Source organism: Edaphosphingomonas fennica (assembly GCF_003034225.1).
GTDB lineage: Bacteria > Pseudomonadota > Alphaproteobacteria > Sphingomonadales > Sphingomonadaceae > Sphingomonas_E > Sphingomonas_E fennica.
Genome location: NZ_PHHF01000075.1, coordinates 1 through 23,807 on the forward strand (window position 1 = coordinate 1; position 23,807 = coordinate 23,807).

Annotated in this window: 15 protein-coding genes; 4 read left to right on the plus strand and 11 right to left on the minus strand. The window is 66.0% G+C overall.

The genetic code is table 11. From position 1 onward, the window contains the following. Window positions 1-295: 295 nt before the first annotated feature. The 6 genes from cas2 to CV103_RS17610 form a co-directional block, all read right to left on the minus strand. A complete protein-coding gene (gene cas2, locus CV103_RS17585) occupies window positions 296-643 on the minus strand; it encodes a CRISPR-associated endonuclease Cas2 (protein ID WP_245896931.1) in 348 nt (115 codons plus the stop codon). Beyond that, window positions 636-1,559: a type II CRISPR-associated endonuclease Cas1 gene (cas1, locus tag CV103_RS17590; RefSeq protein WP_107395675.1), complete on the minus strand. Its 924-nt coding sequence runs from the start codon at window positions 1,557-1,559 to the stop codon at window positions 636-638. Before cas1 ends, cas2 begins: the two co-directional genes overlap by 8 nt. An 18-nt stretch (window positions 1,560-1,577) precedes the next feature. Continuing rightward, window positions 1,578-4,862, minus strand: a complete 3,285-nt coding sequence (gene cas9 / locus CV103_RS17595; RefSeq protein ID WP_107395676.1) for a type II CRISPR RNA-guided endonuclease Cas9 — start codon at window positions 4,860-4,862, stop codon at window positions 1,578-1,580. Window positions 4,863-5,194: 332 nt separating this feature from the next. Next, window positions 5,195-8,584, minus strand: coding sequence for a class I SAM-dependent DNA methyltransferase (locus CV103_RS17600; RefSeq protein WP_107395677.1), 3,390 nt, complete (start codon window positions 8,582-8,584; stop codon window positions 5,195-5,197). 168 nt (window positions 8,585-8,752) lie between these two features. Beyond that, complete coding sequence (locus tag CV103_RS17605; RefSeq protein WP_107395725.1) at window positions 8,753-10,045, minus strand: metallophosphoesterase; 1,293 nt, start codon at window positions 10,043-10,045, stop codon at window positions 8,753-8,755. 23 nt (window positions 10,046-10,068) lie between these two features. Then, window positions 10,069-12,375 carry a TonB-dependent receptor gene (locus CV103_RS17610; protein ID WP_107395726.1) on the minus strand — a complete coding sequence of 769 codons (2,307 nt, stop codon included), beginning with the start codon at window positions 12,373-12,375 and terminating at the stop codon, window positions 10,069-10,071. Between the two features lie 97 nt (window positions 12,376-12,472). Here CV103_RS17610 and CV103_RS17615 point away from each other — a divergent pair, with 97 nt between their 5' ends. Then, window positions 12,473-13,066: a TetR/AcrR family transcriptional regulator gene (locus tag CV103_RS17615; protein WP_107395727.1), complete on the plus strand. Its 594-nt coding sequence runs from the start codon at window positions 12,473-12,475 to the stop codon at window positions 13,064-13,066. Window positions 13,067-13,161: 95 nt separating this feature from the next. After that, window positions 13,162-15,324 carry a penicillin acylase family protein gene (locus CV103_RS17620; RefSeq protein ID WP_015458179.1) on the plus strand — a complete coding sequence of 721 codons (2,163 nt, stop codon included), beginning with the start codon at window positions 13,162-13,164 and terminating at the stop codon, window positions 15,322-15,324. A 16-nt stretch (window positions 15,325-15,340) separates the two neighbouring features. On the opposite strand, the gene CV103_RS17625 is transcribed toward CV103_RS17620, so the two are convergent. Further along, window positions 15,341-16,525 carry a TetR/AcrR family transcriptional regulator gene (locus tag CV103_RS17625; protein ID WP_107395678.1) on the minus strand — a complete coding sequence of 395 codons (1,185 nt, stop codon included), beginning with the start codon at window positions 16,523-16,525 and terminating at the stop codon, window positions 15,341-15,343. Window positions 16,526-16,738: 213 nt separating this feature from the next. On the opposite strand from CV103_RS17625, the gene CV103_RS17630 reads away from it, so the two are divergent. Next, window positions 16,739-19,189 carry a TonB-dependent receptor gene (locus CV103_RS17630; protein WP_170112664.1) on the plus strand — a complete coding sequence of 817 codons (2,451 nt, stop codon included), beginning with the start codon at window positions 16,739-16,741 and terminating at the stop codon, window positions 19,187-19,189. Between the two features lie 26 nt (window positions 19,190-19,215). Continuing rightward, the gene (locus tag CV103_RS17635) at window positions 19,216-20,244 is read left to right on the plus strand and encodes a metallophosphoesterase family protein (protein WP_107395680.1); all 1,029 of its coding nucleotides are present in this window, start codon (window positions 19,216-19,218) and stop codon (window positions 20,242-20,244) included. Between the two features lie 122 nt (window positions 20,245-20,366). On the opposite strand, the gene urtE is transcribed toward CV103_RS17635, so the two are convergent. The 4 genes from urtE to urtB are packed head-to-tail and all read right to left on the minus strand — an operon-like array spanning window position 20,367 to window position 23,797. Further along, the gene (gene urtE / locus CV103_RS17640) at window positions 20,367-21,083 is read right to left on the minus strand and encodes an urea ABC transporter ATP-binding subunit UrtE (protein WP_070934799.1); all 717 of its coding nucleotides are present in this window, start codon (window positions 21,081-21,083) and stop codon (window positions 20,367-20,369) included. Further along, window positions 21,080-21,838, minus strand: a complete 759-nt coding sequence (gene urtD / locus CV103_RS17645; RefSeq protein WP_107395681.1) for an urea ABC transporter ATP-binding protein UrtD — start codon at window positions 21,836-21,838, stop codon at window positions 21,080-21,082. Before urtD ends, urtE begins: the two co-directional genes overlap by 4 nt. Continuing rightward, a complete protein-coding gene (gene urtC / locus CV103_RS17650; protein ID WP_015458185.1) occupies window positions 21,835-22,914 on the minus strand; it encodes an urea ABC transporter permease subunit UrtC in 1,080 nt (359 codons plus the stop codon). The genes urtD and urtC overlap by 4 nt, the downstream gene beginning before the upstream one ends. Next, on the minus strand, window positions 22,907-23,797 hold the full coding sequence (urtB, locus tag CV103_RS17655; protein ID WP_015458186.1) for an urea ABC transporter permease subunit UrtB: 891 nt from the start codon (window positions 23,795-23,797) through the stop codon (window positions 22,907-22,909). The genes urtC and urtB overlap by 8 nt, the downstream gene beginning before the upstream one ends. Between the last annotated feature and the right edge of the window lie 10 nt (window positions 23,798-23,807).

Below are 23,807 nucleotides of genomic sequence, written 5' to 3' on the forward strand. Positions count from 1 at the left end.
CGATCTCTGAAGCGCTATTCTTGGCAGGAAGGAGAGAAGCGTTGGGCGACAAGTTGCCGCTGGACCGCGATCTCTGAAGCGCTATTCTTACCAGCTCCACCGTCAATTCGCCTGGACGGGTTGCCGCTGGACCGCGATCTCTGAAGCGCTATTCTTGCGCGGTGCCGACGCGAGACGCTCGTTGGAGTTGCCGCTGGACCGCGATCTCTGAAGCGCTATTCTTGGATGTGTGGTTATCTCGTTGATTGGAAACGGGATAACCACCGTCCTGAATGGACAGAAATACCCGGAATCGTCAGAATAATGCGAGTTGGTCGGGATTTTTGCGCTGGCGTCGGCGGCGTTGGCCGGAGAAGCGGACGATGTTTTCATATTGCCGGTCGGTGAAGGACAATATGTGGATATCGCCCTTTTCCGGCAAATGCGATTCGATCCGCCGCATATAGGCTTCGAACTGTTCCTTGCCGTTGCAGAAGCGCGCATAGACGGAAAACTGGCTCTTTTCGAAGCCTTCGTCCAGCAGGAATTCGCGGAACTTGGTGGCGGCGCGCGATTGTTCGCGGGTCATCACCGGCAGATCGAACATCACAAATATCCACATCAGCCGATAGCCGCTGAGCTGCGTCGCCATCGCTTCACGCAAGCAGCAGATCGAGCCCGGCGAGCTCGGATGCCGAGGGTGGCGGCGGGAGAATGAGATCCGCGGCGCGCCCGTTCTGGAAGCAGGCCGCTAGCGTCTGCGCGGCGCGGGTGGCGGCGCCGGAAACGGTGGTAATGCCGTTTTCGCCGGGAAGATCGAGAGCGATCATGCCGGCGAAAGCGCGCTTGGCTGCCGGCGTGACGCTATCAATGCCCTGCGCGAGAAGGCGGATGGTGAGTGCATCGGCAAGCGGGCGGAACGGCTCGATCAAATCATCCGCGAGCGCGAAGGGGTTGCCGCGATTGGCATGGTGCACACCGATCGACGGGTGAAGCCCCGCGGCGACCACCGCCCGCGCGCACATCGAGCGCAGGATCGCATAGCCGTAGTTGAGCATCGCGTTGACGCCGCCAGCATCGCGATCGCGGCGGAAATCCTCCCCCATCAACAGCGGCCAGTAGCGCCGCGCCGCCTGCGCCTCGACATTTTCGGGGTCGCCCGACCCTACACGGCGGGCAAGCAGATCGAAGGCGGACGCCGGCTTGCCGTTCGCGGTGAGCACCGCCGCCTGCCAGCCGATCTTGGCGACGACCAGACGGCGCCAGAGCTGCTTGGCGAGCGGCCTGCCCGCTTCCCATTGCGCCCGCATCCGGCCGTTCTGGGCGTGATGCCCTTCGAGCGGCAGACACACCGCCACCGGCGCGTGGTTCGAACCGCACAGCAGCAGAATCGCGCCGCGTTCCGCCAATGCTACGACGAGGTTGGTCGACCAGGTGACGCCATGGGCGTGGACGACCACCGCCGCGACATCGTCGAGCGGCACACGGCCGACCTCCTCGCGATCCTCGGATACGATCAGGAAACCGCGATAGGCCGAAAGATGCCGGCCATCGGTGGCGATATCCACGATACGCTCCACGCCACCGCCCTTTCCGCTTCAGCCGCGAGTCCGTCGCCGTGCCGTGCGGGCCGGGAAGCCGGGATCGACGATGCGGCCCAGTTCGTCGACACGAACTTGCCGCGCCCGCGCCCGCTTGAGCCCGCCGCAGGTAGGCGCGAAATATTTGAAGGGGTCCTGATCGTTCGGCATCGCATCGCGCCGCTTGAGGTCGCCCGCCTGCTGTGGCTCGGCCAGCGTGATCTGGCCGTTCTGGCCGAATTTCACGACACGCATCAGTTTGCGTTCCTCACCTTCGCGTTCGATCGCCAGCAAATCATTCTGGTGCAGGCTCAGCACCTTGCGCGCGGCGGGGTGCGGACGGGGCTGACCCTGAGACTGATGGGCATCGAACATCGAAACAATGCTGGAAAGACTATTACCGTCTTTGTCTTTCCAGTTCGTTACCCATTTGCCGTCAGGCAGTTCCCACACATCATAGCGATAGTTGGAGTCACCCTTATAACCTTTGTATATACGCCCTTCGCGATCCCGGATTGGAATGACTGTGAGCGGTTCGACCACACGCACGCGGCGGATGCCACGGAAGGGCAGAGGCCCGCGCGTCGAGAATTCGTGGATCGCCCGCTCGAATAGCTTACCCTCCAACCCACGGGCGAAGTCGCCGAGCGCAACCCTGAGCTCGGGATCGCGCACGCGATCGATATCCGCCGGCTTCTTCAGGCTACCGAGCGGCACGCGATGGACGACGATATTGTTGCCGCGCGCATCCCTCTCACCGGTCAGGCCATAAGCGATATCGTTGTGGAGCCGGCCGGCGGTGGCATCGAGCCCCTTGGCGAGGCCGGCTTTGGCGGCAGTTCCGTGATCCGCACGGTGGCTGACGATGATGCTATTAATCGCGATGCGGAGATCATCGCGAAACCCTTGCCACGGCTCCGGGATGATGATGCGTTCGCGGCCCTCGGCGCCCTCCTGGCCCGATGCGCGCGCGATCTTCTGCAGCATCGCGCGATCGACGATCGCCACCACCACCGCATCGATCGCATGATGACGGTGATCGAGCCGGTTCTTGGCCTGATCGCCGCCGGCATAATTATGATCCGGCAGCAGATCGTTGAGGCCCAACTTGCGGCGGACCATCTCGGTCAACCGGCCGGGTGAAACCCATATATGGCCGCTGCCCTCGCCGGTTTCGGGATAGAGCGATGCGAGATATTCACGGGCGAGGCGGGCAAGATACTGGGTATCCACGAGATGCCGGGCCAGAAAGCCTCCGCCGTCCCTGAAGCGCTCCATGGCGTCCGGTTCGAAACGCCAGCGCTTGTTGCGGGGAAGCTGCGCCGCCCGGGCGGCGATCTCCTCCCACTGCGGCATATGCCCCCACGCCTCGTAGGGCGATCGCTTGCGCTTGGCCCGGTTCGCCTCGCGCATGCAGACGATCTTGTTGGCGTTGCTGTCATCCAGCGTGTCCGAGAAGGGCAAGATGTGATCGATATCGACCGCGCCGGAAAAGAGCATCTCGATCGATATCTGCTGGCCGGTATAGACACAGCGCCGATCGAGGACATTGCCGGGGTTCAACTCCTCCCACAGCCTCAGCAGCGCGCGATTGGCGCCGGTATCCGGCTGGCCTATCGCCATCAGCTTCTCCGATCGGCGTTCGGCGGCCAGGCGGTTCTCGTTATTCTCGCGGTTCAGCCGCTTCTTGTCGTCATCGGTGAGCTTCAGGTCACGCGCCAGTTCGATCGCGATCTCGGCGGGCGGGCCATAGATGCGGATCAGCCGATTGACGACGCGGCGAAGCTGGTTGAGGCCGATATGCACGGTCGGGTTGGTCAGCCGGCCGATGCGCATCTCCTCCGGGTCCGAAGGCTCGCCGGTGCCCGGCATGATGTGCCGTTCCAGCACGGCGCCATAATAAGGCAGTTCCACATGCACTGCGCCGGTGCGGAAATCGCTGTGATGGCCAAGGCCGGCCCGCTCTACCGCCTCGCTATAGACGATGACGCGGCCGTCGACGTTCGCTGCATCGCGAAGTGCGTCGATCAGCCTTGTAGTGGCGGTGAGGCCGAACCGGCCATAGCCCTGCGGCAGATGCGCGGCGGCGACAGCCTTTGCCTGATCGGGGGAAAGGCCGTGAGCGGCGATGAGCCATTCGCGGAAAACGCGATCATCCTCGTCGCTTTCAACGGCGCCCAGCCGTTCGACGACCTCCCATTGCGCCTCGGCCGAAAGATGCGCCCAGAGATTGCCGAAACGGGCTTTCGCCCCCATCAGCGCGGCGACCTCATCCCCCTTTAGATCAGTGCGGTTCTCGCTTTCCTTGTTGAAGCGCGCGTCGGGATCGAGCTTCAGCAGCTTGCGCAGGCTGGCGAAAGCGACCTTGCCCTTGTCCTTCAGCTTGAGAAGCAGGAGATCGCGCTCCTCGCGCGTCAGCCGTTCGGCCTTTTCGCCGGGGCGGACGATCATCAGCGCGTTCAGTTCTTCCAGCAGGCGACGGCGCTGGAATAGCGGGTGGGCCTTGGGCAGCCGCTTCTCGCCCGGAACCAGCGTGCAGGTGCCGACTTGGGGGGCCTTGAGCGGGCGCTGGTGAAAGACGATCTCGAACAAACGCTTATAGACATCCCGCGTCAGGATATCGGGATGATGCGGCGCCTGCGCATCCCATATCTCCCGGAACTCATGCTCGATCAGGGTGCGGCCGGGATAAAAATCATAGCCATCGCCCTTCGCGCCCTCGCCGGTTTCGGGGCGCAGGCGCGCGCGGACGCTAGGGATCGCATTGGGATCGCTCGCCGCGGCGCGGCGGCGGTGGAGAAATTCCCCAAAAGTGCGCGCGCCGCTTTCAACGATGGCGTCGCGCAGGCGATCGATGCCGATCGCGATCTTGCCGGCATCGTCATCCGCCCGGCGATCGGTCTTGCGATTGGACTTGAAGCCGCGCCGCTGGTTGAGATGGAAGAAGGCGCGACCGATATGGTGGAGCGGCAGTGCCTCATCGAGCGCGCGGGCGCGCAGTTCGAAGGGGTCCAGCCTTTCCAGCGTCTTGCGCCCCGCGATATCCGCCGGGAACAACCCGTCACGGGTGAGATGGTCAAGCAGAGCCCGCTGCCGCTGCTTGAAACGATCGCGACGACGACGCATGGCACGCGCGTCACGGCGATCAACCGCGAGCGAGGCGCCGGATTTGGGATCGCGGCCGTCGCTAAAGATGCGAGAACCGGCAGCGAGGATGGTGCAAGGCTTACCCTCCTCATCGAGGCCGATCGCCGCCCAGCCGAACGAATTGGTTCCGAGATCCCCACCCAAGCGCCATTTCATATGCAATTCCCCTGAACTTGAAATGACAGCAGGAGATTCGGCATGATTCAAGACATGATCGTGAGGCGTTATGAATTTTATACCTCACTTCTGAAAATACTCTTGACCGCACTAATAGGCAGGCTTATTCACAAATCTTCAGAGATCGTGGTCTGGCGGCTAACAAGCAGCTAGTCCGCACCAGATAAAGGCGGCGCTGCGGCGCCGCCTTTTTAACGCCCTGCAAGGACGTTCAGAGATCGCGATCCAACCACAGCCCACCCCGATTATGCCACCCTGCGTAACGCACGTGCCGCTCTCTCCAGGGTCGTCCGCACCACAGCCCACCCCGATTATGCCACCCTGCGTAACCGATAGCCGCCCTGCTCCACGGCGACATGGCCCAGGCGCGCCAGTGCGGCGAGGGTCGCCTCGATGCGGGGCACCGCCTTCCGGCCCTGGGCGTAGCGGCTGGCAAGGTCGGTGGCGCTCCAGGCGCGGCCATCGCGCAGGCTCTCCAGCACCGCCGCCGTCTGCCCGATCGCATCGCGCGGGAAGGGGGGCTTGCCAGCCGCCGCGGCAGCCAACTCCGCCTCGATCTGCACGGCCGCGGGCTTGGGCGCGAGCATTTCCACGCCGCTGCGGGCAAGCTGATATTCTGGCCGGAGCCAGCGCACGCGGCCGGACTGCTCCTCCCGCGCGCGCTCCGCATTGAGCGCGACGAGGCGGGCGACGACTTCTTCGTCGGACAATGTGGCCGGCCATCCATAAGCGGCCGTCACGGCCAGATCGAGCCGGGCATGCAGTTCGGCGATGATATCCACCCGGCCGCGTATGCGCTGCCCCTCCTCGGCCGCGTTCAGCGTCCCGCCTGCAACGATCCTGTCGCGCAGATTGTAAAGGCCGGTCAGGGTGAGATCCCCATGCTCGGCCAGCACGGCCTTGCGGGTGGCATCCAGTTCCTCCGCGAGGTCGGCGATTGCCTTGCGGCTCGCCCGATCGGCTTCCGGGAAGGGGAAAGGATCGAAGACCCTGCTCTTCACATACACCGAGTCATTGCCAACACCCAGCCAACCACCCGCGCGAAGCGACCAGGCTATATGATACGACGACGACAGAATCCCGAGGATGTAGGCATCATCAAGGGCGATGGAGAGCAACTTGTTATCCGGAAGGATTTCCGCATCCAGAAACTGGAAAACGCGATGCTTCGCCGTCTCCACAGTGGCGATATAGCGCAACAGCCCCTCAAGCGCAGGACGCAGTTCACGGCGCGGCTCTCCGAAGGCCCACCAATTATCGCGATACGTAGCCCGGTTGTTTCGATCGCGCTCAGGCTTCACCGTGCGAAGGAGGTGGCCATAGGCTTCCGGAAAGCGCCGGCGGACATCCCCTTCCTCGAGACCGAAGAAATCCATTACCATCGCGCCGCGCGCCCGCGCGGTGAGATCGCGACCGTTGCGATAGGGGCGGATATGCCGATCCAGCCCCTCGCGCCGACCAAGGCCGAGATATTCCCCCTCGGCTGGCGTGACGATGAAGCCCGCGCCATGCAACTTCATGCCCGGCGAACTTAGCCCCGCATTGGCGCGCAGCGGGCGCGTGAGCGTGACATCCGCCCCCACCGTCAGATCCGGATGAATCCGCCCGCGCGCTTCCATGAAGGCGATGCGCGGCTGATCGCTGTCGAGCCCGGCTTCGCTCGCGACCTCGTAGAGCACGCCCTCCCCTTCGCCTGGCGCCACCACCGTCATGGCGATGCGGACAGCGGCGGAATCGGGCGTCGCCCTGGTCCAGGGATGATCGGGAACGGCCATTTCCAGATGGAGCGGCGATGGCCCGTCCAGCCGCTTCGCCATGACGCGGCGGCTGAATTCCTGGGTGACGGAATTGGTGGTGACGAAGCCGAACCGCTTGAGGCGGGAACCCCTGGCCGCCAGCAGCGCCGCCGCGCGATCCCACCAATACATCACGAAATCGGCGGATTTGTTGATATGCGGATGCGCCTTCCACAAGGCCTCGGCATAACCTTGCGGCAACCGCGCGCGCAGGTCCTTGCCGCCGATAAAGGGCGGATTGCCGATGATGTAATCGGCCTCCGGCCAATCCGGCCGCCGGGGATTGGGGCGTTCCGTCCCGGTGCGATCGGCATTGGGGCGTTCGGGATCATGCGCCAGCACCGCATCCATCGTGCGGATATTGCCGAAACTCTGGAGCACCGGATCGGAGATGCCGCCGCCATTGCGCAGATGCCATTGCAGGTAGCCCAGCCAAAGCACCAGTTCGGCGATGGCGGCAGCGCGCGGATTGACCTCCAGCCCCAGGAAATTGCGGGGATCGACACTCATCGTTTCGAGCGCGAGAGCCTCCTGCCCGCCGAGCGCGGCGAGCGTTTCCAGGACCTCGCCCTCCAGCTGCTTCATCAGTTCCAGCGCGACATAGAGGAAGTTGCCGGTGCCGCAGGCCGGATCCAGTATCCGGGTGGCGGCGAGGCGGGCGTGGAAGTCGCGGACGAGGGCGATCGCCTCGCCGGGCTTGTCCAGGCGCAGGCGCTCGACCGTGCCGAGCACCAGCGCCTCCCACTCCTCGCGCAGCGGCGCGATGACGGTGGCCACCACCAGCCGCTCGACATAAGCGCGCGGCGTATAATGGGCGCCGAGCTGACGACGCTCGTCGCGATGGAGCGCCTGTTCGAGCAGCGTGCCGAAAATGGCCGGCTCCACCTCGGTCCACAGATGGCGGGCGGCCTCGTATAATTCGCCAATCTCCTCCCGGCGCAGGGGAATGGCGGCCGCGTTGGCAAAAAGATTGCCGTTGAAATAGCGCACCTTGCGACGGAGCACCGGAGATATGCCGCCCGTGTTCATCGTCCGCCACAGATCCTCAAGCATCGGCGCAAAGGCCTCGGGATTGTCGCGCGCATCGGCGAGCATCTCGGTAAAGCTGCCGCGATCGAGCAGCCCGACATCCTCGGAGAACATCGTGAACAGGCAGCGCATCAGGAAATGGGCCACCTTCTCCGGCTGGTGGCCGCGCCCTTCCAGCGATTTGCTCACCGTCGCAAGCCGCCCGGCAATATCGCGGGTGACGGCGGCGGAACGACGGGCGGGATCGAGGCCCTGGGGATCGAGCCAGATCGCGCGCAGCAGATCGCGAACCTTGGCGTCCCTCAGATCCTCCAGATAGATGCGGAAACCGGTTCGATCGGGGAACTGGCGGTAATTCTTACCCTGGCCGGAAAAGTCGGCATACAGCTCCAGGCAATGGCCGACGTCGCAGACGATGAGAAAGGGTGGCCAGCCATGCTCGATATCGAGCGCGCGGGCATAGCGCTCGGCCTGGTCGCGAGCATTGCGCATCAGCACATCCCAGTCGCGGCGCGCGCTCCTGCGGCCGAGAAGCTCGGGCTCGGCAAAGCCGGGCGATTGCGGCTTTTCAGCCGGCAGCGATATTTCCTTGCCCTGATCCCGCCAACGGCTCTGCTTCGCCTCCAGCACGAAACAGCCCCGGCGATACAAGTCTATCCGGCCGGTGCGGATGTTGCCTTCGGCGTCGGCATCACGAACCGCGCGTTCGAATACATAGTCGTTATTTTCATGCGTTGCTCCGGCCGGATCAGGGTGCGGCAGCTCCAGCAGGTCGACAAGTTCCACGAGGAACATGGCGTAGTTCGCCCGCTCCGCCCCACCTTCACCGCCCCGCCAGCGCGCAATGAATATTTCGGTCGAATCCCCATCTTCCATACCGGAAAAGATGATTCTGAATCAGTTAACATATTCTTTGTCTCATTATTCTCCTTAAACTTCGGCAATTTTGATGACAATGTACCAACATTGTTTGCACGAAATGATATGCAAGCCCCATCCCGCCATCGCCCCGGACCGGGCGATGGCGGGATCGAGGCGACGCCCTCAGCGCACGGTTTGTGTTTCTCCCGCGAATCGCTGGCGGAAGTCCGTCAGTTCCAGCGAGAAATCGTCCTCGCCGTGGAAATCGGCGTCGCTGAGCTGCGGCTTTTCCTGCTGCTTGTACCAGGCGGCATAGTCGGCCGTATCGACGCTCAGGCTCTTATAGTGGGTGGAATAGGTGCGGACCTTGATGGTCGGCACGGGGGCGGCCATGTCGAAGGTCATCAGCCGCAGCCAGCCGTCGCCGATCCCCACCGGCCATTCGGATTTCACGCCCGCATCCTTGGCGGTCTGGCCGCGATCCTGATAGTCGGCGAGCACCTGGTGCACCTTGTGGCCGAAGCTGTTGGTGTCGGTGCGCACCGCCTGGCCATGTTCGTGGCCGCACAGCACCAGGAATATCTGGTCGTGCCGGCTGATGAACTTGTCCCAGATCATCTGGGGGCTGTTGTCCTGCGGATCGGCGGCATGGCCGTCGATCATCGGGTTGGGGATGCGGTGCGCTTCCTTGTCCATATAATCGTGCATCGTCACGATCGTCGGCAGGCCGGGATATTTCTTCACGATCGAGGCCGCCCATTCCAGCGAGGCGTTGGGGGCATCGAACTGCAGGCCGATGTGAAGGAACCTGTAGCCGCCGGCGGTGAAGATCTGGGCGCTGTCCGCCCCGCCGTCATGCGAGGCGACATACCAGGGCTGGCCCTTGAAGAAGGGGGACTGATCGCCGAACACGCTGCGGAAATTGTTGAGCCCGCCGGGATGGAGCATGCCGAGCGACGCCATGTCCTTGGGATCGAACTTCGCGGCCGGCGGGAATTTGGAGTCCGTCCACATCGCGTCATAATCATGATTGCCCGGCACGACGGAGAAGGGAACCTTGCCGGCGAGCAGCATATAGCCCGAGCGCGCGGCGGGCATCTCCACCGACTTCACCTTCTCGGTCGGCGCGAAATGGGCGTCGAGCATGGGATTAGCCGCCCGCTTGAAACCGCGCTTGGCATGATCGGGGTCCATGGCGATCGTCTGGTGCTGCCACACGTCGCCCAGCGCCGTCACGAAGGCGATGTCGCCGCCCGCGCTCTCCACATTGTCGGCGACATATTGCAGCTGCTGCATGAACATGTCGCGCGCGTCGAAGGGAAAGCCCTCGGCGGTCTGGTGCGTGTAATCGACATAATTCTGCGTGTCGGGGATCACCGCGATGGTGAAGCTGCCATCCTTGGCGGCGAGCGGCGCCGTCGCCAGCACGGTGGCGATCAGGGCGCAGCCGCGGAACAGGCGCATATATCGGGACATCATGCTTTCTCCTTGCAGGGAAATCAGAAGGTGACGCCGAATTCGGCGCGATAGGTGCGGCGCGATCCGGCGATGAAGGTGGGGATGCCGAAATAATCGCCGGTATTGCCGGCATCGACGAGGAACTTCTTGTCGGTGAGGTTGTCGCCGACCAGCGCGAAGGACCATTTCTTGTCGCGCGGGGTGAAGGTGATCCGCGCGCTCAACAGGCCGTAGCCGTTCTGGAATTCATCGACAACGCGATCGGAATAGGCCGCCGGCACGCGCTGCTGCAGATCGAGCCGGTCATTATCCTCGAAGAAGAACATCTTGGACTGCCAGCTGTAGAGCGGCGCGAAGGCGACCGTGCCGCCCTTCAACGGCGCCTCGAAATTGCCGCCGATCGCGAACTTGTGATCGGGGCTGTTGCGGAACATGTTGCCGTCATAAAGGCCGGCGCGGAAGCGGGCATGGTTATAGCCGTAGCTGCCGAAGACCGAGATGCCGGGGGTGAGCTCGTAGCTCAGCTGCGCCTCGAAGCCGGTGGCGTCCGCCTTGCCGGCATTCACCGTGGCGACGATGCCGTCCTTCAGGCCCAGCGTCTGGAAATTCTCATATTCATAATGATAGACCGAGGCATCGCCGACCAGGCGGCCGCCCAGCAGGCGGAACTTGACGCCCGCCTCCGCCGATTTCAGCGTCTCCGTGGGGATCAGTTGCGCCGGCGTGGTGGGGTTGAGCTGCAGCACCTCCGGCCGCTTGCCAATGCCGTAGACCGCGTAGAGATTGACGTCCGGCGTCAGCTTGAAGCGCAGGCCCGCGCGGCCGGTGACGTTGCTGGAGCTGTTGCTGCCGGTCAGCACCGCGTTGCCGGGCGTGGGCTGGAGCAGCAGGCCGCCGCCGGTGAGGCTGGACGGCCCGAGCGGGGTGAGGCCCTGGAGGGTGAGATCCTTCTTGTCCCACGTCGCGCGCGCGCCGGCGAACAATTCCAGCCGGTCGGTGAGGTGGGCGGTCACATCCGCGAAGATATCGTAGGTGGTGATCTTGGCGCCGGTGATCTGCTGATCGAGCTGGAACGCCTTCAGCACATTGGCGGCCGGCCCGAGCAGGGCGTTGATCTCCGCATTGGTGAGGCCGCGCGGGGCGAGATTCTGCAAGGTGCCGCCCAGCAGCAGCGCCATCGCACGCTCGTCATATCCCATCTCCATGCTCATGCCGTTATTGGCATGGAACACGCTGCCGCCGATGAAGCCTTCGAAGATGCCGACATCCTTGAAGTTGAGGCGCAGCTCCTCCGAATATTGCTTGCCGTCGTTGCACTGATGATAGGCGATCAGGTTGGTCGGCGTGCCGTCATTATCGCCCGACTGGCAGGCATCGAACCAGCGATAGCCGCTGATCGAGGTGAAGCTGAGGCGATCGTTCAGGCGCCAGTCCGCCGTGCCGCTGATGCCGACGATCTCGCGATGGAAATAAGGCGAGGGCAAGGTGCCGAAGGTATCGAGGTGGGTGGGCGTCCAGAAGCGAAGATCGCCGACCACCGCGCCGGTCGCCTGATCGAGCGGCAGGAAGGTGCGCGACTTGAAGGGAACGCCGCCCTTGGTGTCGTCCACGTCATAGGTGGCGATCAGGTTGAAGCTGAAATCGCTGGTCGGTTCCCACTTGCCCGCGAAGCGATAGGCCTGGGCGTCGAGCGCGTTGTAGGTGCCGCGGCCGTCGCTGTCCTTGACGAAGCCGTCGCGCTTGCGCTTGAGCGCGCCGAAACGGATGCCGAGCGTGTCGCTGACCGGCAGGTTCACCACGCCCTGCAGGCTGTAATAATCATAATTGCCGCCGCCGGCCTTGAGCTCGACCGAGAGATCGTCGGTCGGCCGCTTCTGGAAGATCGAGACGCCGCCGTTGAGCGCGGAGCGACCGTGGAGGGTGGATTGCGGCCCCTTCTCCACCTCGACGCGGTCGATGTCGAACAGCTCGCCATAGGCCGAGGCGGTCTGCACCACCGCGACGCCATCCTGGAACACGGCGACGCGCTGTTCCGCCTGGGGGGAGAATTCGTTGGAGGTGATGCCGCGCACGGAGAAGCCGGGGGCGAACTTGTCCTGCAACTGGATGACGAAGCCGGGGGTGATGGCCGATATCTTGGAAAGCTCGGTGCCGCCGATCTGGTCGAGGAAGCCGGAGCCGTAAGCGCTGATCGACATGGGAACATCGGTGATTCGCTGTTCGCGCTTCTGCGCGGTGACGATGATGTCGCCGCCCATCGCATCCGGGGCGGGAGCTGCTTCCGGCGCGGCGTGAGCCTGCGCCGCCGCCAATATCAACAGGCTGGAAGAAAAAAGGAACTTGCGCACGACCCGATCTCCATGGACCATTTACGAGACGGGCGTGTATCGTTATTCTATGACAGATTTGCTGCACGAAAGCTGCACGGAAATGGCGAGCGAAATAATGGATGCAGGCATCACGCGCGGCCGCGGCCGGCCGCGCGACACGCAGAAGGATGCGACGATCCGGGACGCGGCATGGCGCGTCCTGGCCGACAAGGGCTATGAGGGGCTGACCTTCGAGGCGATCGCCGAGCTGGCCGGGTGCAGCCGCGCCACCCTCTATCGGCGCTTCGCTTCCAAGGACGAGCTGATCACGGCGATCCTGCACGAAACCTCGCGAGCGATCGAACCGGGTTTCGCCGCCGGCGAATCCCCCCGCAATATCCTGATCGGCCATGCCAGCGCAGCCGCCGACTATCTTTCGGGCGAGCGGGGCCAGGCGATCCTGAAGCTGGGCTTCACGATCGCGCACCTGCCCGATCTGGCGGCGGCGATCGGCCGGCATGCCGATCAGGAACGGACCTTCTACATCCGCGAGTTCCGGCGGCTGGCCCCGGCCGCCGCGCTGGCGGACATCGAATTCGCCTGCCACACGCTGATCGGCAGCGTGACCTACCATGTCGCCATCCTGCGACGCCCGCTTCCCCCGGCGCGCATCGCCCAGCTGGTCGATCAGGCGATCGCGCTGGTTGCCGATCGAACCGGAAGCCGCTGACCGGCAGCCCGAGGCGAATGGGATGGGGGGTGCGGCTGCCCCATCCCCGGTCGCGCGCCATTGCGATGAGGCGCCGCGCGTTCTAGCGGACGGGCATGCCTGCCATCGTCCGCTCCGCCCGCCGCCTTGCCTTTCCCCTGCTCGCTTTCGGTTTCGCCGCATCGGCCCTGGCCGATCCCGCCGCGCATATCGGCAATGTCACCATCACCCGCGACGATTGGGGGATCGCCCATATCGACGGCAAGACCGATGCGGACGCCGTGTTCGGCATGATCTATGCCCAGGCCGAGGACGACTTCAACCGGATCGAGACCAACTATCTGGTCAATCTCGGCCGGCTGGCGGAAGCCGAGGGCGAAAAGGCGATCTGGCAGGATCTGCGCCAGCGCCTGTTCGTCGATCCCGAACGGCTGAAGGCCGATTATGCGCGCAGCCCGCAATGGCTGAAGGCGCTGATGCAGGCCTGGGCGGATGGCCTCAACCATTATCTCGCCACCCATCCCGATGTCCGCCCCCGCGTGATCCGCCGTTTCGAGCCGTGGATGGCGCTGAGCTTCACCGAAGGCAGCATCGGCGGCGATGTGGAGCGGGTGCCGCTGAGCCAGCTCGAAGCCTTTTACGGCAGGAAGCAGATCGCCATGACGGCCGACGAGAAGGGCCTCCTCTATCGCGAGCCGCAAGGATCGAACGGCATCGCCATCGCGCCCGGCCACACGAAGGACGGCCACGCGCTGCTGCTGATCAACCCGCACACCAGCTTCTTCTTCCGCGCCGAGCAGCAGGTGAAGAGCGGCGAGGGGCTGAACGCCTATGGCGCGGCCACCTGGGGCCAGTTCTTCATCTATCAGGGGTTCAACGACCGGATCGGCTGGATGCACACGTCGAGCGGGATCGACAATGTCGACGAGTTCGCCGAGACGATCGTGCGCCGGCCGGACGGCGGGCTCGCCTATCGCTACGGCAAGGCGCTGCGCCCCGTTGCCGAAAGGACGATCCGGCTGGCCTATCGCGTGGCGGACGGGACGATGGCCGAGCGCAGCTTCACCACCTATGCCACGCATCACGGGCCGATCGTGCGCGAGGCGGACGGCAAATGGATCGCCACCGCCCTGATGAACCGGCCGGTGCCGGCGCTGGAGCAGAGCTATCTGCGCACCAAGGCGCGCGATTATGCGGGCTTCCTGAAGGTGGCCGAACGCAAGGCCAATTCCTCCAACAACACGCTGTTCGCGAGCGCCGATGGGGACATCGCCTATCTCCATCCCCAGTTCGTGCCGGTCCGCGACGATCGCTTCGACTATCGCCGCCCCGTGGACGGCAGCGATCCGGCGACCGACTGGAAGGGGCTGCACAGCCTGGCCAGCCTGCCGCAGGCAGTGAACCCGAAGAATGGCTGGGCCTTCAACACCAACAACTGGCCGTGGACGGCCGCCGGCAAGGACAGCCCCAGGGCGGCGGATTATCCCCGCTACATGGATCAGGTGGGCGAAAATCCGCGCGGGCCGCATGCCGAGCGGGTGCTGAACGCGCAGGCGCGGTTCACGCCCGAAACGCTGATCGCGGCCGCTTACGATCCCTATCTCACCGCCTTCGCGCGGCTGATCCCCGGCCTGGTCGCCGCCTATGACCGCGCGCCCGATCCGGCGCTGGCCGGGCCGATCGGCCTGCTGCGCGGCTGGGACCATCGCTGGGGACTGGAGAGCGAGGCCACGTCGCTGGCGGTGTTCTGGGGCGAGGCGATGTGGGAGCCCGCCGCGGGCCCCGCCAAGGATGCCGGGCTTTCGGTGTGGGATTATATGGCGACGCGGGCGAGCGATACGGAGCGGCTGGCCGCGCTGCGCGCCGCCGTGGCGCGGCTGACGCAGGATTTCGGCGGCTGGCGGGTGCCGTGGGGCGAGATCAACCGATACCAGCGCAACGACGGCGCGATCGAGCAGGTTTTCGACGATGCCAGGCCCAGCATCGCGGTGCCCTTCACCGCATCGCAATGGGGATCGCTCGCGGCGTTCGGGGCGAAGCGCTATCCGGGGACGAAGCGCTATTATGGCACGCGCGGCAACAGCTTCGTCGCCACCGTGGAATTCGGCCCGCGCATCCGCGCCTGGGCGGTGAGCGCGGGCGGCGAGAGCGGCGATCCGGCATCCCCGCACTTCGCCGATCAGGCCCGGCTCTATGCCGAGGGCAAGCTGCGCCCGGTCTATTTCTACCCGGACGAGCTGGCCGGGCATATCGGGCGGCGTTATCGCCCCGGCGAGTGAAGCGGGGGCGGCGCGCTCAGCCGAGGCGGGCCAGCACCGCCCCTGCCCGCATCCGGGCGACGATATGCCCTTCCCGTTCCGCCGGATCACGGGAGAGGTGGAGCATGCCGAGGCCGATCGTCCACAGGGACAGGAAGTGCGAGAGCAGGTCCTCATTGGGCGTGGCGCCGGCATCGTCGCGCACCTGCCCGCGCGCCAGCCGCATCGACCAGGCCTGGTGGGCCAGTTCCGGATCGCGCCAGCCGGCCAGGAACAATTCGCAGGATGCGAGGACGAGCGGAACCTCGCCGGCCATCTGCCGGGTGATCATCGGCGGGAACATGGCGACCACCCGGTCGACCAGCCCCGCGCTCTCCAGCCGGCCGGCGGGGACCGATCGGGTGAAGCGGCGATGGATATCCTCGTAGATCGCCATCACCAGATGCTGGCGGGTCGGGAAATTGTAGAGCACCGATGACGGCGCGACCGCCGCCCGCGCCGCCACCTTGCGGTAGCTGAGCGCGTCGCCGCCCGATTCGGCCATCATGCGGATGCCGGCATCCAGCACCGCGCGGGCGACATCCCCCGAAACGGCGCGATCGGCGTCGCCCGGATCGCGCCGCTTTTCCCGGTCGCGGAAGGCGCGCAGCCAGCCGCCGGCATCGGCATCCCGCCGGCCGAAAACGAAGAGGAGCAGCTCGCGATCGAGCACGTCCTTCTCGACCCGGAAGGCATGAGGCGCGCTCGCCAGCGCCACCCCGACGATCAGTTCCAGCACGAAGCCCGCCATGTCCGCCGGCAGGCCCGCTTCGCCGGCCATCGCGGCGACCATGCGGGCCTCCCAGTCGCGCGCCATCGGCGCGTAGGTCCCGTCGCGCGCCGCCTGGGCCAGCAGGTGGAGGATGCCGGCGGTCGCTCGCTCCGCTTCGCCCAGCCAGGTGCGCAGCAGCGCGATCGCCAGCTCCGTATCCGGCACGGGCAAGGCGGCGAGGCCCGCAAAGGCCGAAAGGGCCGTGGCCGTGGCCGCGACATGCCGGTCCGCCGCGCGGGCGTAGATCGCCTTCAGCAGCGCCTGCTTGCTGGCGAAATGATGCTGCAAGGTCGCGGCGGGCACGCCGGCGCGATCGGCGATGCCGCGCACGCTCGCCCCTTCCGGGCCGGCTTCGGCCAGGACCGCGAGGCCCGCATCGAGAATCAGATCCACCGTCGTCACGATCGCCATCGGCCGCTCATAGCAGGCGGGCGGAACCGGCTCCAATAATCAATACGATCGTATCTTTCCTAATGCCACTCCCCGCATATCGAGTCCCGATTGACTTATGAATGTCACATATATGCAGGATTTTCTCTCTATCGGAAGCGCCGAGCTTCCAAACGGGGATTGATACAAATGTATTGCCATGACAGGTTCCGTCCTCATAACGGGGAGAGAGAAATGACTGAGGGGACGAAGGCGCCGAGGCGCCTCGGAATGCTGCTGGGCGGGTGCGCGGCGATGCTGCTGGCAAGCGCGCCGGCCGCGGCGCAGGTAGCGAACGCGGACGGCGGCGATGGCGGGCAGGCCGCCCGGGAAAATGCGGCGGACGAGATCATCGTCACCGCGCAGCGGCGCGAGCAGGCGATTACCGAGACCTCCGCCTCCGTCACCGCATTCTCGGCCGAGCGGCTGCAATCGATCGACGCGCAGGACGCGCGCGACCTGACGATGTTCGCGCCCAGCCTGACCTTCATCAAGAGCGCGCAAATCAACCAGATCGCGATACGCGGCCTGGGATCGCCGGGGCTCGACGATTTCGAAAGCGCGGTCGGCTTCTACAATGACGGGGTCTACACTTCGAAATCGCGCAACGCGCTGACTCCCTTCTACGACATGGGCGGCATCGAGGTGCTGCGCGGCCCCCAGGGCGTGCTGTTCGGCAAGAATGCGCTGTCGGGCGTCGTCAGCCTCCGCACCGCCGATCCCTCCCATGATTTCGGCGGCTTCGTAACCGCGCAGGGCGGCAGCCTGGACCTGTTCGAGGCGACCGGCGCCGTCACCGGCGGGATCAACGACGATGTGAGCTTCCGCCTGGCCGGCATGGTGCGCCGGCGCGGCGGATATCTGGACGATCTGGCGCCGGGCAAGAGCGACGGCGGCAAGCAGCGCACCTATGCGGTCCGCGCCAAGAGCACCATCGACCTGGGCGACACCACGCGGCTGAAGCTGAAATATGAATGGTTTCAGGATGATGAGCATGGCTACACCCGCCAGCTCACCTCCGTCGGCCCGGCCGATGCGGTAAACCCCGCCTTCAACGGCATCGAGACCGAGCTCGACGATCGCGTCTATTCGGGCCAATCGGGCATCTACAATGTCGATGCGCTGGTCGGCACCCGCGCGCATATCGCCACGGCGGATCTGGAGCAGGAGATCGGCAATGGTGACACGCTGTCGATCATCGCCGGCTACACCAATTTCCACCACGTCCTGCGGCGCGGCGATGCGCTGCCGATCGACACGCTGCTGCAGGCCAACCCCACCCGTAACGAGGCGGCGACGCTGGAAATCCGGCTGACATCGGCCGACGACCGGCCGTTGCGCTACATCGTCGGCGCCTATGGCGACATGACCTGGACCAAGCGGCGCGGCTATTCCGCGCTGAACTTCACCGGGGTCGGGCAAGGCGTGCGCGCGGCCCTGATCGGCAACGGCATCCCCGCCGCGCTGCTCCCCTCGCCGCAGGGTTTCGACGAAGCCAATACTCTGATCCTCGCCAGCCCGTTCGACCAGAAGGGCAAGAGCTGGGCGGCCTTCGCGGAGCTGAGCTACGACCTGACGAGCAAGCTGAGCGTGACGGCGGGCCTGCGCTACAGCTGGGACAGGAACAGCATCCGGCGCGGTTTCGATCGATCGCTGGACCTGAACGGAAATATCTTCGCCTCGGTCGCAAGCTATGCGGCGGTCGTGCCCGTGCCCGGCTTCCAGATCGCGCCGGGGCTGACGGTGGAGCAGCTGCTCGCCGGCACCATGCAGGGCGTCTACGGCGCCTTCCTCGCGCTGCCCGGCACGCCGGCGGACGATGGTTCGATGAGCGACGGCAACCTCCAGCCCGCCGGCCGCATCGAATATCGCCCGTGGGACCGGGTGCTGCTCTACGGCACGGTGCAGACCGGCACCAAGCAGGGCGGCTTCAACGCCTCCAGCCTGCTGCCCGCCACCGCCTTCGGCAAGGAGAAGGCGCTCGCCTTCGAAATCGGCGCCAAATATGATTTCGGCATCGGCTATGCCACGCTGGCCGCGTTCCGCACCAATTTCGACGACCTGCAGGTTTCCGCCACCAACACCGCCGGCGCGGTCGACACGATGAACGCCGCCAAGGCGGTCTCGCAGGGCTTCGAGGCGGAGATATCGGTGCAGCCCATGCGCGGCATGCGGCTGGGCGCCTCCTACGCCTATCTCGACGCGCATTATCGCCGCTTCGTGAATGCGCCGTGCACGGTCGACCAGCTCCACGCCCAGCCCAACGGCTGCTCGCAGGATCTGACCGGGCGGCCGCTGCCCAATGCGCCGGCCAATTCCGCATCCGTCTATGCCGACACCGAAATTCCGTTGACCGACCGGCTGAACCTGAAGGCATCGGCCAATATCGGCTGGAAATCGGATTTCTATACCGAGATCACCGATACGCCGCAGCAGAAGGCGGATTCGCTGGCGATCGTGAACGGACGGATCGGCGTGGAGCTGCCCGACACCGGCCTCACCGTCTCCCTGATCGCCAAGAACCTGTTCGACGAGCGCGGCGCGCTGATGCGTCAGCGGGCGTCCAACGCCCGCGATCCGGGCACCATCCTGTCGCTGATCAACGAGCCCCGCACCTTCGCGGTCGAAGCCCGCTTCGCCTTCTGATTCCCCAAAACATGAGAAGAGATGCCATGATCCGATCCTCCCTTCTGGCCGCCGCCGCGCTGCTGGCGGCAACAGCCGCCACCGCCGGCCCGCAGCCCGCCTTCCAGCCGGACATGCCGGACAAGGCCAGCCCGGCGCCGTGGACGCAGGCGCCCGCCACCCGGCCGGATGCGATCCGCTTCGCCGTGATCGGCGACCGCACCGGCCTCGCCCGGCCCGGCGTGTTCGAACAGGCGGTGAAGCAGGCGGACGGGCTGAAGCCCGAATTCCTCATCAATGTCGGCGATCTGGTCGAAGGCTATACCGCCGACGCCGGGGAGCTTGCCGAGGAATGGGGCGCGATCGAAAAGGCGATCGGCGAAATCCGCATTCCCTTCTTCTACGTCGCCGGCAATCATGACCTGGGCAATCAGGCGATGCTGGACGTGTGGCGCGCCAAGCGGGGCGAGCCTTATTACGCCTTCACCTATAAGGGCGCGCTGTTCCTGATCCTCGATACCGAGGATCCGCCCCGCGACATGTCCCCCGAATTCGCCGCCCAGTTCCACGCGCTGGCGGCGCAGATGAAGACCGATCCGGCCGGCACCGAGGAGAAGCTGAAGGCGGCGCTGGCCGGCGTGAACGCCAAGCGGACGGCGGGTGAGACCGATCCCGCCATGGCCGCGCTGGAAGGCGCGCGCTTCAGCCAGAAGCAGGTGGACTGGGCGCTCGATACGCTGAAGCGGCACAAGGATGCGCGCTGGACCTTCGTGCTGATGCACAAGCCGGCGTGGAAGCTCCATTCCGCCGAATTCGACCGGATCGAGGCGGCGCTGGGCAGCCGCAACTATACGGTGATCGCCGGGCACAACCATTATTATGCTCATGAGGTCCGCAACGGCCGCGATTATCTGACGATGGGCACCGCCGGCGCGGTTTCCCACCAGCACGGGCCGGGCGAGATGGACCATCTCGCCTGGATCACGCTGGACGAAGGCGCGCCCTCCATCTCCCTGCTCCGCCTCACCGGCATCCTCGACCGCAAGGGCGAAAGCGGCCAGCCGCTCGCCAAGTAAGCGGGCATCGCCGATCCTGATGCCGGGGGGCCGGGCGACGCGGCGGCCCCCCGGAAATGGCGGGCAGGCAAGGGAGCCCCGAGGCCCGATCCGGTTCGGCCTGAACCGGATCGGGCCGCTCCTCATATCTGGACGAGGTGGGCGACTTCCGCGGCCGTCTCCGTCGCCGTGCTGCCGCGCCCGACGATGCGCCCGCCCTGCATCGCGCAATAGCCGTCGGCGAAGCGCCAGACGAAATCCAGATATTGCTCGACGATCAGGATCGTCATGCCCAGCGTGTCGCGCACGGTGCGCAGCGCCGCCTCGATCTGCTGCACGACATTGGGCTGGATGCCCTCGGTCGGTTCGTCCAGCAGCAGCAGGCGCGGCGCGCCCGCCAGCGCGCGGCCGATGGCGAGCTGCTGCTGCTCGCCGCCCGAAAGGAAACCGCCCTTGCGATCGCGAATGGCGTGCAGCTTGGGGAAAAGATCGAAGATGTGCTGCGGCACGCGGGCATTGCCGCCAACCCGGCCGCCGCCGGCCGAAAGGCCGGTTTCCAGATTCTCCATCACCGTCAGGTGGGGAAAGATATGGCGCCCCTGCGGGACATAGCCGATCCCCGCGCGCGCGCGCCGATAGGCCGGCAGGCCGGTGATGTCCGCGCCTTCGAAGACGATCCTCCCCGCCGTCGCGGATCGCGTGCCGGCGATCGCGCCGAGCAGGGTGGACTTGCCGACGCCGTTGCGCCCGATCAGCGCCGTCGCGGTGCCGGGCGCAAGCTCGATCCCGACATCCCACAGCACCTGGCTCTGGCCATAGGCGCTGGCCAGCCCCTCCGTCGAAAGCAGCGCCCCGCTCATGCCGCATGCCCCAGATAGACGGCCGCGACCTCCGGGTCGGCGCGCACCTCCGCGACGCTGCCCTGTTTCAGGAACCGGCCCTGGTGCATCACCGTGACGGACGCGGCGAGCTGATCGACGAAGCTCATGTCATGATCGATCACCAGCACCGCGCGGTCGGCGCCCAGATCGCGGATCAGATCGGCGGTCCGGCTGGTCTCCGCCGGCCCCATGCCCGCCGTTGGCTCGTCCAGCAGCAGCAGCTCGGCCCCCGTCGCCACCACCATGCCGATCTCCAGCCACTGCTTCTCGCCATGGGCGAGCAGCCCCGCCATCACCGCCCGCCGGTCCGCCAGCCCGATCAGGTCCAGCGTCTCTTCCACCATGGCCCGCTCCCCGACCGGGATGCCGAAGCCGAAGCTCTTCCACCAGCGCCGGTCGCGCCGCGCGGCCAGCGCCAGATTGTCCGCCACGCTCAGATTGGGCAGCACGCCCGGCGCCTGGAACTTGCGGCAGATGCCGCGCGCGACGATCTGCTGCTCGGGCAGGCGGCCGATATCCTCGCCGCGGAAGAGGATGCGGCCGTCGGTGGCCCGGACGCGGCCGATGATCGTGTCGCACAGCGTGGACTTGCCGGCCCCGTTCGGGCCGATCACCACCCGCGTCTCGCCGCGCTGGAGCGTCAGGCTGAAATTATCGAGCGCCTTGAAGCCGTCGAAGTCGACGGTCACACCATCGACCGCGAGCAGCAGGTCCGCCACCGCCGATCCGGTCATGCCCGTCCCTCCCCGCCGAAACGCGCCCTGGCGAAGCCCGCGAGCCCGTTGGGCAGCAAGGTCACGACCAGGATGAACAGCGCGCCGATCAGGTAGAGCCACAATTCGGGCATGGCGCTGGATATGCCGTCGCGCGCGAGGTTCACGGCCAGCGCCCCCAGGATCGCGCCTGCCAGGCTGTATCGCCCGCCGATCGCCACCCACACGACCATCTCGATCGACGGCACCACACCCACCAGCGCGGGCGCGACGACGCCGGCATGGAGCGTGAACAAGGCCCCCGCGACACCGGCCAGCAGCCCCGCGATCGCGAAGGCGACCACCTTGAACGGCGTCGGGCTGTATCCCAGGAAACGCGCCCGGTTCTCGCCGTCGCGCACCGCGCGCAGCAGCATGCCGAAGCGCGAGGCGAGCAGCAGCCTGAGGCCGATGAAGGCGAGGCAGAGGATCGCCAGCGTCACCCAGTAAAGCCCCTTCGCCACCGCCGGGCGCGAGAGGCCGAAGCCGAAGACGCTGTAGAAATCGGTCAGCCCGTTGAAGCCGCCGGTCACATCCTGCCGGCTGGTCAGCAGCGTCGCGAAGGCGAGCGCCAGCGCCTGCGTGATCAGGGCGAAATAAGTGCCGCCGACGCGCCGGTGGAACACCGCCCAGGCGAACAGCGCCGCCACCAGCGCGGGCACGATCAGGATCGCCGCCAGCGTGAAAGCGGGGCTGGCGAAGGGCTGCCACCAGAAAGGCAGGCTTTCCCGCCCGCTCCACACCATGAAATCGGGCAGCTCGCCCGCCGGCAGATCGGCCAGCTTCATGTGCATGGCGATGGCGTAGCCGCCCAGGCCGAAGAACACGCCTTGCCCCAGGCTCAATATGCCGCCATGGCCCCAGATCAGCACCAGCCCCAGGGCGAGGATCGCCATCGCCATGAAACGGGCGAGCAGGTTGAGATTATAGGCCGAAAGCAGGAAGGGCGCGGCAATGGCGAGCGCGAGGAGCGCCCAGGGGACGAAGCGGCGGAGCCGCGCGCCCGGCAGGCGGCGCTCCGTCGCCCGTGGCGGGATGGCGATCGCGGCGTCAGGCATCGAGCGCCCGGCTGCGTATGGCGATCACGCCCTGCGGGCGCGCCTGGAGGAAGAGGATCACGAACAGCAAGAGCAGCACCTGCGCCATGCTGACGTCGACGAAGATCTGCGCGAGCGCGGAGAACAACCCCAGGATCAGCGCCGCCACGGTGGTGCCGACAAGGCTGCCGAGCCCGCCCATCACCACCACCAGGAAGGCGGGAATGATGTAGCTCTGCCCCACATTGGGCGTGACGGGCCCGAGCAGCGCCAGCACCACGCCCGCCAGCCCGGCGATGCCGGAGCCGAGGCAGAAGACCATGAGGTCGACGCGGCGCACATCTATGCCCACCGCGCCCGCCATCATCCGATCCTGGTTCACCGCGCGGACGAGGAGGCCGATCCGCGATCGCTTCAGGAGCAGCGCGATCCCGGCGAGCACCGCGATGGTGACGGCGATGATGAACAGCCGCGTCGAAGGCAGGTTGACGCCGCCGACCGCCATGCCGCCCCCCAGCCAGTCCGGCGCCCGCACCTCCACGCCGATCGCCCCGAATATGTCGCGCGCCGCCTGCTGCAGGATCAGGCTCACGCCCCATGTCGCCAGCAGCGTATCCAGCGGGCGCTGGGCCAGCCGGCTGATGAGCGCCGTCTGCACCACGCCCCCCATCAGCGCCGCGCCGGCGAACGCCACAGGGATCGCGATCAGGATGGCCAGCGGCCCCGGCACCACGATCAGGGTGAGATAGGCGAGATAGCCGCCCAGCATCAGCATCTCGCCATGGGCCATGTTGATGACACGCATCAGGCCGAAGCTGAGCGCCAGCCCCAGCGCCGCCAGCAGGTAAAGCGACGCAACCGAAACGCCGTTGAAGAGCTGTGTCAGGAAAAGCAGGCTGTCCATCGCCGCCTCC